At 71.0% G+C, this 11,366-nt stretch carries 13 protein-coding genes; 11 read left to right on the top strand and 2 right to left on the bottom strand.

Translation table 11 applies throughout. From position 1 onward, the window contains the following. Window positions 1-129 precede the first annotated feature (129 nt). Window positions 130-309, bottom strand: coding sequence for a hypothetical protein (locus ACWGE1_RS36855; RefSeq protein WP_453424826.1), 180 nt, complete (start codon window positions 307-309; stop codon window positions 130-132). Between the two features lie 245 nt (window positions 310-554). Between ACWGE1_RS36855 and ACWGE1_RS36850 the strand changes: the two genes are divergently transcribed. The 4 genes from ACWGE1_RS36850 (at window position 555) to ACWGE1_RS36835 (ending at window position 4,081) form a co-directional block, all read left to right on the top strand. Further along, entirely contained in the window at window positions 555-1,208 is a 654-nt protein-coding gene (locus ACWGE1_RS36850; protein ID WP_030036265.1) for a response regulator transcription factor, read from the top strand. Between the two features lie 5 nt (window positions 1,209-1,213). Then, the gene (locus tag ACWGE1_RS36845) at window positions 1,214-2,458 is read left to right on the top strand and encodes a sensor histidine kinase (protein WP_453424825.1); all 1,245 of its coding nucleotides are present in this window, start codon (window positions 1,214-1,216) and stop codon (window positions 2,456-2,458) included. Between the two features lie 381 nt (window positions 2,459-2,839). Beyond that, a complete protein-coding gene (locus ACWGE1_RS36840) occupies window positions 2,840-3,136 on the top strand; it encodes a DUF4193 domain-containing protein (protein WP_030008769.1) in 297 nt (98 codons plus the stop codon). Window positions 3,137-3,148: 12 nt separating this feature from the next. After that, window positions 3,149-4,081 (top strand): hypothetical protein, encoded by a 933-nt coding sequence (locus ACWGE1_RS36835; RefSeq protein WP_453424824.1) that lies wholly within the window; start codon window positions 3,149-3,151, stop codon window positions 4,079-4,081. 53 nt (window positions 4,082-4,134) lie between these two features. Here ACWGE1_RS36835 and ACWGE1_RS36830 read toward each other — a convergent pair whose 3' ends face one another. After that, on the bottom strand, window positions 4,135-4,599 hold the full coding sequence (locus tag ACWGE1_RS36830) for a DUF3093 domain-containing protein (RefSeq protein WP_453424823.1): 465 nt from the start codon (window positions 4,597-4,599) through the stop codon (window positions 4,135-4,137). 58 nt (window positions 4,600-4,657) lie between these two features. Here ACWGE1_RS36830 and ACWGE1_RS36825 point away from each other — a divergent pair, with 58 nt between their 5' ends. The 7 genes from ACWGE1_RS36825 (at window position 4,658) to ACWGE1_RS36795 (ending at window position 11,311) form a co-directional block, all read left to right on the top strand. Continuing rightward, entirely contained in the window at window positions 4,658-5,242 is a 585-nt protein-coding gene (locus ACWGE1_RS36825) for a PaaI family thioesterase (protein ID WP_453424822.1), read from the top strand. Then, complete coding sequence (dut, locus tag ACWGE1_RS36820; protein WP_453424821.1) at window positions 5,242-5,787, top strand: dUTP diphosphatase; 546 nt, start codon at window positions 5,242-5,244, stop codon at window positions 5,785-5,787. The genes ACWGE1_RS36825 and dut overlap by 1 nt, the downstream gene beginning before the upstream one ends. A 1-nt stretch (window position 5,788) precedes the next feature. After that, complete coding sequence (locus tag ACWGE1_RS36815; RefSeq protein WP_453424820.1) at window positions 5,789-6,571, top strand: DUF3710 domain-containing protein; 783 nt, start codon at window positions 5,789-5,791, stop codon at window positions 6,569-6,571. A gap of 220 nt (window positions 6,572-6,791) precedes the next feature. After that, the gene (locus ACWGE1_RS36810) at window positions 6,792-9,446 is read left to right on the top strand and encodes a DUF4118 domain-containing protein (RefSeq protein WP_453424819.1); all 2,655 of its coding nucleotides are present in this window, start codon (window positions 6,792-6,794) and stop codon (window positions 9,444-9,446) included. Then, complete coding sequence (locus ACWGE1_RS36805) at window positions 9,443-10,129, top strand: response regulator (RefSeq protein WP_453424818.1); 687 nt, start codon at window positions 9,443-9,445, stop codon at window positions 10,127-10,129. Before ACWGE1_RS36810 ends, ACWGE1_RS36805 begins: the two co-directional genes overlap by 4 nt. Window positions 10,130-10,153: 24 nt before the next feature. Next, complete coding sequence (locus tag ACWGE1_RS36800; RefSeq protein ID WP_078626234.1) at window positions 10,154-10,573, top strand: OB-fold nucleic acid binding domain-containing protein; 420 nt, start codon at window positions 10,154-10,156, stop codon at window positions 10,571-10,573. A gap of 3 nt (window positions 10,574-10,576) precedes the next feature. Beyond that, window positions 10,577-11,311, top strand: coding sequence for a DUF3159 domain-containing protein (locus ACWGE1_RS36795; protein WP_453424817.1), 735 nt, complete (start codon window positions 10,577-10,579; stop codon window positions 11,309-11,311). Window positions 11,312-11,366 lie beyond the last annotated feature (55 nt).

Genomic DNA, 11,366 nt, shown 5'->3' with positions numbered 1-11,366 from the left:
CCGGACGCCCGCTGGGGCGTCCGGGGTTCGCGTCGTGCAGGATCGGACCGTGCGGTACGGACCGTGCTGTGCAGGCTGTGCAGACTGTGCAGGCTGTGCAGGAAACAACGGGCCCGGCTGATCGGGGGATCAGCAGGCGGGCACGGCGACCGACACCGGGACACCGTGTTCGGCGGCCAGGCGCTGGAGGTCTTCCAACTCCGCCAGCTCCACTTCCGCGAGGAAGTCGTCGCCCGTCTCACGGGCGTGCCTGAGGTCCGACTGCGTGGCCCTGATGCGCTGCAGGAGACCCGCGGTGAATGCGTCCATGTGGGTTCGCCCCCTCTTCGTGGGTCGGCGGCGGCACGTGGCTGTCCGCCGTCAGGGAGTGGATGGGGTGTGCTGTCGTCCTCCCCTGCACCCTGGGCCCAGAAACCTCGCAAGGCCAGGGAATCCTCACTTCCGCCCCGCTGGCCCCGTGCGCAGGCCGCCTTACAGCCGGTTTATGGCCGAAACGGGCAGGATGGGCGACGCAATACACGTGTGCCCTTCTGGGCTCGGAGGAAGGAAACGACGTGCGCGTACTCGTCGTCGAGGACGAGCAGCTGCTCGCCGATGCGGTGGCCACCGGACTGCGCCGGGAGGCCATGGCCGTGGACGTCGTGTACGACGGCGCCGCCGCCCTGGAGCGGGTCGGCGTGAACGACTACGACGTGGTCGTGCTCGACCGGGACCTGCCCCTCGTGCACGGTGACGACGTGTGCCGGAAGATCGTCGAGCTCGGCATGCCCACCCGCGTGCTGATGCTGACCGCCTCCGGCGACGTCAGCGACCGGGTGGAGGGCCTGGAGCTCGGTGCGGACGACTATCTGCCCAAGCCCTTCGCGTTCACCGAGCTGACCGCCCGCGTACGGGCGCTCGGGCGGCGCACCACGGTCGCGCTGCCGCCCGTACTGGAGCGGGCCGGCATCAAGCTCGACCCGAACCGCCGCGAGGTGTTCCGTGAGGGCAGGGAGGTCCAGCTGGCGCCGAAGGAGTTCGCGGTGCTGGAGGTGCTGATGCGCAGCGAGGGGACCGTCGTCTCCGCCGAGCAGCTGCTGGAGAAGGCCTGGGACGAGAACACCGACCCCTTCACCAACGTCGTGCGGGTGACCGTCATGACCCTGCGCCGCAAGCTGGGCGAGCCGCCCGTCATCGTGACCGTGCCCGGTTCCGGATACCGGATTTGAAGCGCGTGCCCGTCACCCCGGCGCCACCGGTCGCGCCACCGAAACCGACCTGGGACCCCGGCCAGCCCGAGGTTCCTTTCCCGTGGCTGCGGCCGACCATCCGCATACGCCTCACCCTGCTGTACGGCGGGATGTTCCTGATCGCGGGCATCCTGCTGCTGTCGATCATCTACCTGCTGGCGGCGCAGGCGCTGCGGCAGGGCAACGCCCTGCCGTTCCAGATCGTCGGCGGCCAGGTCAAGGTCTCCAGCACCAACTGCTCCGGTGTGATGGGCGGCCCCCTGGAGCCGGAACAGTTCAACGCGGCCGTCAACCAGTGCGTGCTCGAACAGCGCCGGCACGCCCTGGACGACCTGCTGAGCCGGTCGCTCATGGCCCTGCTGGGCCTGAGCATCATCGCCTTCGCCTTCGGCTACGCGATGGCCGGCCGGGTGCTCTCGCCGCTCGGCAAGATCACCCGGACCGCGCGCCGGGTGGTCGGCTCCGACCTGACCCGGCGGATCGAGCTGGACGGGCCGGACGACGAGCTCAAGGAGCTCGCGGACACCTTCGACGAGATGCTCGACCGGCTGGAGCGGGCCTTCACGGCGCAGCAGAGGTTCGTGGCGAACGCCTCGCACGAGCTGCGCACGCCGCTGGCGATCAACCGGACGCTGCTGGAGGTCCATCTCTCCGATCCCGGGGCCCCCGTCGAGCTCCAGCAGCTCGGGAAGACCCTGCTGGCCACCAACGAACGCAGCGAGCAGCTGGTCGAGGGCCTGCTGCTGCTGGCCCGCAGCGAGAACCAGATCGTCGAGCGCAAGCCGGTGGACCTGGCGGAGGTCGCCTCGCGCGCCGTCGACCAGGTGCGCGGCGAGGCCGAGGCGAAGGGCGTGGAGATCCGGGGCGAGCGGGCACCGGCGGTCGTACAGGGCAACGGGGTCCTGCTGGAGCGGATCGCCCTCAACCTGGTGCAGAACGCCGTCCGGTACAACGTGCCGGAGGACGGCTGGGTGGAGGTCGTCACCGAGTCGCAGCACGATCAGGCGGTCCTGCTGGTATCGAACACGGGTCCCGTTGTTCCCGCGTACGAGGTGGACAACCTCTTCGAGCCCTTCAGGCGGCTGCGTACGGAGCGAACGGGCAGCGACAAGGGTGTCGGGCTGGGTCTGTCGATCGCGCGCTCCGTGGCGCGCGCACACGGCGGCAGGATCCAGGCGATGCCCCGGGAAGGCGGTGGCCTCGTGATGCGTGTCACTCTTCCTTTGTGAGACCCCTGTCCCGTGTTCGCTTTTGGCTGAATGCTTGCCCTGTGAAAACAATTGGTCCTGTGTGATCGATCACAGTGGCCGGTGTCGGGCCATGTGCGTTCAGTGACCCCGGCACGGCCGGAACGCCCGGGAAGTCCGGGTTTCCGGCCCCTCGGATGGCGGGAAATACACGGGGTGGCGTTTGTGCATGACGGCCCTCGGACCGTGTACGGTCCCGCTCGTCATCCCAGCCAATCGCTCTTCGGGCGGGCGGCTGGGTGTCGATTGAGTAACAGACCTTGATGTGAGGCAAAATCTCCGCCTCAGGTCGGGCACAAGTCCGGCCTCTCGTGCGTTACGTGCGCTGAGACACCGCTAACACCCAGAGGGGGAGAGCGAACAATGGCAACGGACTACGACACCCCGCGCAAGACCGACGATGACGTCGACAACGACAGCATTGAAGAGCTGAAGGCCCGGCGCAACGAGAAGTCCACGTCCTCCGCGGACATGGACGAATTCGACTCTGTCGAGAGCATGGAGCTTCCCGGTGCGGACCTCTCCAATGAGGAGCTGGCCGTCCGGGTCCTGCCCAAGCAGGCCGATGAGTTCACCTGCATGAGCTGCTTCCTGGTGCACCACCGCAGCCAGCTGGCACGTGAGAAGAACGGTCAGCCGATCTGTCGCGACTGCGACTGAGAGGCGTCGGCCGTGGCTGGCTCCACACCCTTCCGGAAGCGCCGCTTCCGGAAATCTGGTGATCCGGCGGAGACGCAGGTGGCACCCATGGGTCCGGAAACGGGTCCTGGAGCTCCCGGCGGCTCCGCCAGTGCGGCGATAGCCGTGCCCTCCGACACCGCTCCGGCGGTGCCGTCGGCCGCGGAGGCCGGTGAAGGGTCCCGGCACGGTTTCGGGGCCCGTCGGATGCAGGCCGTCAAGAACGGCGTGCGCAAGGGCGGCGAAAGCATCAAGGACGCCGCCCTGTACCTCACGGACAGGGTCATCGAGAACGCTCCGCGCGTTCCGGTTCGGGACCTCGCGACGCTGCGCGCGCAGTTCCCGGGCCTCGGCCCCGACCAGCTTGCCGACAAGCTGATCTCGGGCGCCGCCAACGCCACCTCGACCGTGGGTGCCGGGGTGGGCGCGGCGGCCATGCTGCCGGTGCCGCCCGCGATGCCGGCGGAACTGGCGGCCGAGATCACCGCGGTCGCGGCCATCGAGCTCAAGCTCATCGCCGAACTCCACGAGGTCTACGGCCAGCGGCCGCACGGAGACCTCAAGCAGCGCAGCCTCGCCTACCTGACCGCCTGGACGGAGGAGCGCGGGGTCGACCTGACCAAGCCGACGACGCTCAACGCGGCGCTCGGCGGGCAGGTGAAGCGCGAACTGCGCCAGCAGATCATGAAGCGGATGTTCCGCAACCTGCCGAACCTCATGCCGTTCATGGTGGGCGCCGCCGTCGGCGCGGTCATGAACCGGCGGGACACCCGCAAACTCGCCGAGAAGGTCCGTGGTGACCTGCGCGGGCGTGCGGTGGCCTGGGAGGTCCTGCGCACCCTGCCGCCCCTGGAACGGCCCGTACAGCCCCTTCCCGAGGCCACCAGGGCCGCACTCGAGGCCTCGGATCCCTCCGCGCACGGCTGAGGACCTCCGCCGGGGCGGTCCGGGCCACGGGCCGGACGGCCCGTCCGGGCCGGTCAGACCGCCGGGGTCCGGGCGGCGAGCAGGGCCGCTACCAGGGCCTGCGGCTCGCGGGTGGAGACGTAGACGTACGGGGTCGGATCGGCCGGGTCGGTGACCTCGATGCGGACCGCGGTCGGTACGTAGCTGCGCATCAGCATGAAGGCGCGCGTGTCCGCCTTGTACGTGCGCCAGGCGCGCGCCTCCTCGGCGTCGAGGATCTCGGGCTCACCGAGCGCCGCCACCGGAATCCGCGCGTCCCCGGCCGCCAGCGCACCGTTCACCACGCGCACGCGCGCGGAACCGTACGAGCTCACCGCCAGCCCGGCCAGCGCGGTGCCCCCGACCAGACCGGCCAGCAGCGGCATCGTGCCGAGCGGCAGCAGCATCAGCGCGCACGCGAGTCCGATCAGTACGGCGATGCCCCACCAGGAGCGGGGGGCGGTCAGACGTTCGTCGTGGTGCGCGGTGGAGAGCTGCATGCGGTCAAGCCTGCCACGAGGCGACCGGTGGGTAGCCGCGCGGGTAAGGTCTGCGGCTGTGAGTGGACGAAACACAGCGTTGACGCCCCCGGACGATGCCGCCGCACCGGTCCGGCACCCCGACGCGCCCGCACCCGGCGAGCTCCTCGGTGCGCACTACGAGCACTGTTTCGGCTGCGGCGGGGGCCAGCCCCACGGACTGCATCTGGAAGCGCGGGCGGGCGAGGGCGTGCGCATCACCGCCGAGTTCACCGTCAAGCCGGCGCACCAGGGCGCACCCGGTCTCGCTCACGGCGGGGTGCTCGCCACCGCGCTCGACGAGACGCTGGGTTCCCTGAACTGGCTGCTGCGCGTCATCGCGGTGACGGGGCGGCTGGAGACCGACTTCGTGCGGCCCGTGCCGGTGGACACCGTGCTGTACCTGGAGGCCGAGGTCACCGCCGTCGCAGGACGGAAGATCTACTGCTCGGCCGTCGGCCGGATAGGCGGACCGCAGGGCCCGGTCGCCGTGCGCGCCGACGCCCTCTTCATCGAGGTGAAGGTCGACCACTTCATCGACAACGGACGGCCCGAGGAGATCCGGGCGGCGATGGCCGACCCGGACCAGGTCAGGCGCGCACGCGCCTTTGAGGTGAACCCCTGATGTCCCAGAGCAACCACGATTCCCACCGGCCGGTCGACGTACTGATTCGCCGCGTCGACCCGGAGGTGCCGATTCCGGCATACGGGCACCCCGGCGACGCCGGCTGCGACCTGGTCACCACCGAGGCCGTCGAGCTGGAGCCCGGCGAGCGCGCCGTACTGCCCACCGGGGTGTCCATCGCCCTCCCCGACGGCTACGCGGCCTTCGTGCACCCGCGGTCGGGCCTGGCCGCCCGCTGCGGGCTCGCGCTCGTGAATGCCCCGGGGACGGTGGATGCCGGGTACCGTGGGGAGATCAAGGTGATCGTGGTCAATCTCGACCCTCGCGAGAGCGTCCGGTTCGAGCGTTTCGACCGCATTGCCCAGCTGGTTGTCCAGCGGGTCGAGAAGGTGCGCTTCCACGAGGTGGCGGAACTTCCCGGCTCGGCCCGGGCCGAGGGGGGTTTCGGCTCCACCGGCGGTCATGCGGCCGTGGCCGGATTCGGCGCTGGTCAGCAGGGTGGGAATGGCTACGCTTCGGTCGTAACCGACCGGGAAGGACAGTGACGTGTTCGGACGTCGCAAGAAGAACGACTCCGCCAGGGACGGCGGCGCGGCCGAGCAGGTCGTAGACGGCGTCGGCGCTGAGCAGGACGACGCGGGCGAGCAGGAGAGCGCTGCCCAGCCGCGCCGGGTGAACCTGCCGCCGGCCCCGCGGCCCGACGGCCCCTGGGACATCTCCGAGGTGCTCGGGAACCCGGCCGACGGCCGGGTCGACCTCGGCGGCATTTTCGTACCCGGTGTCGAGGGCATGGAGCTGCGCGTCGAGGTCGCCGGTGACGCGATCGTGGCCGCGACCGTGGTCCTGGGCGACAGTGCCGTGCAGCTGCAGGCCTTCGCCGCGCCCAAGAAGGAAGGCATCTGGGGCGAGGTCCGCGAGGAGATCGCCACGGGCATCACCCAGCAGGGCGGCATCATCGACGAGGCCCAGGGTTCGCTGGGCTGGGAGCTGCGTGCACAGGTGCCCGTACCGCTCCCGGACGGGCAGACCGGCGCCCAGCTGGTCCGCTTCGTCGGCGTCGACGGCCCGCGCTGGTTCCTGCGCGGCGTCATCTCCGGCCAGGCCGCGGTGCGCCCCGAATCGGCGGGCGTGCTGGAGCAGATCTTCCGGGACACCGTCGTCGTCCGCGGTGACGGCCCGATGGCTCCCCGCGACCCGATCGTCCTGAAGCTGCCGAACGACGCCCAGATGGTGCCGGACGGCGTGCAGACGGACGACCAGGAGGGCTCCCGCTTCGGCGGCGGCATGGGCCAGCTCGAACGAGGCCCGGAGATCACCGAGGTCCGCTGACCTCGGACGGCCCCCGCGCACAGGGGGGCTCGTCATGCATTTCGGCCGGTGGGCCCCATTCCTTCGGGGGTGGGGCCCACCGGTTTGTCCGGCCAGTGCGTGCCGTGCCGCGCCTCGCGCCGCCTCGTGCTGATCCGACCGCGTCAGGGATCCGTCAGAGATCGGCGCCGGGGTACGGATCGGTGCGTGTACGGCCCGGACGTCCCGGAGAATGGGGCGCATGGGACGCGGCAAGCTCAGGATCTACCTCGGCGCGGCGCCCGGTGTGGGCAAGACCTACGCGATGCTCTCGGAGGGCCATCGCCGGGTGGAGCGGGGCGCGGACTGCGTCGTCGGCTTCGTCGAGCACCACGGCCGGCCGCGCACGGAGGTCATGCTCCACGGCCTCGAACAGGTCGAGCGCAGGGCCCTGACGTACCGGGGAGCCGACTTCACCGAGATGGACGTGGACGGGCTCCTCGCCCGCAGGCCCGCCATGGCCCTGGTGGACGAACTCGCGCACACCAACGTGCCCGGCTCGCGCAACGCCAAACGCTGGCAGGACGTGGAGGAGCTGCTGCGGGCCGGCATCGACGTCGTGTCCACCGTGAACATCCAGCACCTGGAGTCCCTCGGGGACGTGGTCGAATCGATCACCGGGGTGCGGCAGCGGGAGACCGTGCCGGACGAGATGGTCCGCCGGGCCGACCAGGTCGAGCTGGTCGACATGTCCCCGCAGGCGCTGCGCCGGCGGATGGCGCACGGGAACATATACAAGCCCGAGAAGGTCGACGCGGCCCTGTCCAACTACTTCCGGCCGGGCAACCTCACCGCGCTGCGCGAGCTGGCGCTGCTGTGGGTGGCCGACCGGGCGGACGAGTACCTCCAGCAGTACCGGGGCGAGCACGGCATCCGCTCGACCTGGCAGGCACGGGAGCGGATCGTCGTCGGGCTCACCGGCGGGCCGGAGGGGCGCACGCTCATCCGGCGCGCCTCCCGGATGGCGGCCAAGGGCTCGGGCAGCGAGATCCTGGCCGTCTACATCGCCCGCAGCGACGGCCTCACCGCCGCCTCGCCCAAGGAGCTCGCGGTGCAGCGGACCCTGGTCGAGGACCTGGGCGGAACGTTTCACCATGTGATCGGCGACAACATCCCCGACGCCCTGCTCGCCTTCGCGCGCGGGGTCAACGCCACCCAGGTCGTGCTCGGCTCCAGCCGCCGCCGGTCGTGGCAGTACGTCTTCGGTCCCGGCGTCGGCGCGAGCGTCGCCCGGGACTCGGGGCCCGACCTCGACGTGCACATCGTCACGCACGAGGAGGTCGCCAAGGGCCGCGGCCTGCCCGTGGTGCGCTCCGCGGCCCGGCTCGGACGGCCCCGCATCGTGGCCGGCTGGGTGGTGGGAACGGTCTTCCCCGTCCTGATGTGCCTGCTGCTCACACACATCGACGCGGACCTCGGGCTCGCCAACGACATGCTGCTCTTCCTGTCGCTGACGGTCGCGGCCGCCCTGCTCGGCGGGCTCTGGCCGGCCCTGGCCTCCGCCGCCCTCGGCTCGCTGCTGATGAACTACTTCTTCGCGCCGCCGCTGCACCGGTTCACGGTGTCCGACCCGAAGAACATCGTCGCCATCGCCGTCTTCTTCGGGGTCGCCGTCTCCGTCGCCTCCGTGGTGGACCTGGCCGCACGGCGCACCCATCAGGCGGCCCGGCTGCGTGCCGAGTCGGAGATCCTCTCGTTCCTGGCGGGCAGCGTGCTGCGCGGGGAGACCACGCTGGACGCGCTGCTGGAGCGGGTGCGCGAGACCTTCGCCATGGAGTCCGTGGCCCTGCTGGAGCGGGCGAACGACGTGGAGCCCTGGCAGCCGGCCGGCAGCGTCGGCCCCAACCCCGTCGCCCGGCCCGAGGACGCCGATGTCGACATGCCCATCGGGGACCACATGGCCCTGGCCCTCTCCGGGCGGGTGCTGCCGGCCGAGGACCGCCGGGTGCTCGGCGCCTTCGCAGCCCAGGCCGCGGTGGTCCTGGACCGCCAGCGGCTGGTCGGCGAGGCCGAGGAGGCCCGCCGGATGGCCGAGGGCAACCGGATCCGCACCGCGCTGCTGGCCGCCGTCAGCCATGACCTGCGTACGCCGCTGGCCTCCATCAAGGCGTCGGTGACCTCCCTGCGCTCCGACGACGTGGAATGGTCCGAGGAGGACCGGGCCGAGCTGCTGGAGGGCATCGAGGACGGCGCGGACCGCCTCGACCACCTGGTGGGCAACCTCCTGGACATGTCCCGGCTGCAGACCGGCACCGTCACCCCGCTGATCCGGGAGATCGACCTCGACGAGGTGGTCCCGATGGCGCTGGGCGGCGTACCGGAGGACAGCGTGGTGCTGGACGTGCCCGAGGCGCTGCCGATGGTGGCGGTGGACCCCGGGCTGCTCGAGCGGACCGTGGCCAACGTGGTGGAGAACGCCGTCAAGTACAGCCCGTCGGGGGAGCCCGTACTGGTGGCGGCCAGCTGCCTCGGCGACCGGGTCGAGGTACGGGTCGTCGACCGCGGGCGGGGTGTGCCCGACGAGGCCAAGGACCGGATCTTCGCCCCCTTCCAGCGCTACGGGGACGCCCCGCGCGGGGCCGGCGTGGGCCTCGGGCTCGCGGTCGCCCGCGGGTTCGCCGAGGCCATGGACGGCACCCTGACGGCCGAGGACACCCCCGGGGGCGGGCTGACGATGGTGCTCACCCTGCGCGCGGTGGGCACCGGTACGACGACGGCCGGTACGACGGCCGGTACGACGGCGGCCGCAGCGGCGGAAGCCGCCGCAGCGGCGGTGGTCGCGGGCGCGACGGTGGAACCGATGGAACCCGATCACGACCGTGACCGGATGACGCGACAGAAGGCAGGACCTCAATGACCCGGGTGCTCGTGGTGGAAGACGAGCCGCAGATCGTCCGAGCGCTCGTGATCAACCTGAAGGCGCGCAGGTACGAGGTCGACGCCGCGGCCGACGGCGCGAGCGCGCTGGAGCTCGCGGCCGCCCGCCACCCCGACGTGGTCGTCCTCGACCTCGGGCTGCCCGACATGGACGGGGTCGAGGTGATCAGGGGCCTGCGCGGCTGGACCCGGGTACCGATCCTGGTCCTCTCCGCCCGGCACAGCTCCGACGAGAAGGTCGAGGCCCTGGACGCGGGCGCCGACGACTACGTCACCAAGCCGTTCGGCATGGACGAACTGCTGGCACGGCTGCGCGCAGCCGTCCGCCGGGCCGAGCCGGCCGCTGGCGCGGGCGAGGACGAGGTGATCGTGGAGACCGACGGCTTCACGGTGGACCTGGCCGCCAAGAAGGCCGTGCGCGAGGGGCGCGACGTACGGCTGACGCCCACCGAGTGGCACCTGCTGGAGGTCCTGGTCCGCAACCGCGGCAAGCTGGTCAGCCAGAAGCAGCTGCTCCAGGAGGTCTGGGGGCCCTCGTACGGCACCGAGACGAACTATCTGCGGGTCTACATGGCCCAACTGCGGCGCAAACTGGAGGCGGACCCCTCGCACCCGCGGCACTTCATCACCGAGCCGGGCATGGGATACCGCTTCGAGCGGTAGTGGGCACGCCGGTACGCTTCCTGTATGAGTGCTGAACCGCGTCCCGAGAAGCCCGCGAAGCCGGCCAGGCCTGCGGGCCGGTTCCGCCGGATGATTGAGCGGCTGTCAACCTCCCAGGAGGAGCTGCATTCGGCGGAGCTGCAGGAGGACGCAGAGGCCGCGGGGTGCACGCGGATCTGCGACTGCCACGACCGTCAGATAGTCAAGGTGACCGGAACCCTGCGTACGGTCACCCTGCGGCCGCGCGCGGGAGTACCCGCCCTGGAGGCCGAGCTCTTCGACGGCTCGGCCGCGCTGGACGTGGTCTGGCTCGGGCGTCGCTCGATCGTGGGAATCGAGCCCGGCAGACGCATGATTGCCTCGGGGCGCATCTCCATGACCCACGGCCGTCGGGTGCTCTTCAACCCGAAGTACGAACTCCGCCCGCTCGGACAGGAGCATTAACCGGTGACGTCATTCGACAAACCGACCAACCCGGAGTCGGCCGCCGCGGCTTCCGAGGACCAGAAGGCCGTGACGCAGGCGGCGCTCTTCGACGCCTTCGGCGGCATCCGGGGCACCGTGGAGACGATGCTGCCCGGGCTGCTCTTCGTCATGATCTACACGATCAACAAGGACGTGAAGTGGTCCGCCGTCGCGGCGGGCGCGGTCGCGATCCTGCTCGTGATCGTGCGGCTGCTGCGCAAGGACACCGTCAAGCACGCCTTCAGCGGCGTCTTCGGCGTGGGCGTGGGCGTGGCCTTCGCCCTCTTCACCGGCAGCGCCAAGGGCTTCTACCTGCCCGGCATGATCTACGGCGTCGGCCTGGGCGTGGCCTTCACGGTCTCGGCGCTGGTGGGCTTCCCGCTGCTGGGCGTGATCCTGGGCCCGGTGTTCAAGGAGAACCTGTCCTGGCGCACCCGCAATCCCGGGCGCAAGAAGGCGTACGTCAAGGCCAGTCTGGCCTGGGGCCTGATCTTCCTCGCCAAGTACGCGATCCTCTTCCCGCTGTACTGGTGGGGCGACGCGACGCAGCTGGGCTGGGTGCTGATCGCGCTCAAGCTCCCGCCGATGGTGCTCGCGGTGTACTTCACGTGGGTGTTCCTGGCGAAGGCGCCGCCGCCGATCGACGTGATCGCGGAGTGGGAGGCCAAGGAGGCCGCGGAGGCCGCCGCCAAGGGGCCGTCCCACCGGAAGCCCTGACCGGCGGGCACACGACGAACGACGCAGGGGCGGGACCGGCCATCGAGGCCGGTCC

It is taken from the genome of Streptomyces sp. NPDC054932, assembly GCF_053610205.1.
The sequence above is the reverse complement of the archived record's forward strand: the minus strand, read 5'-3'. Positions and strand labels throughout refer to the sequence as shown.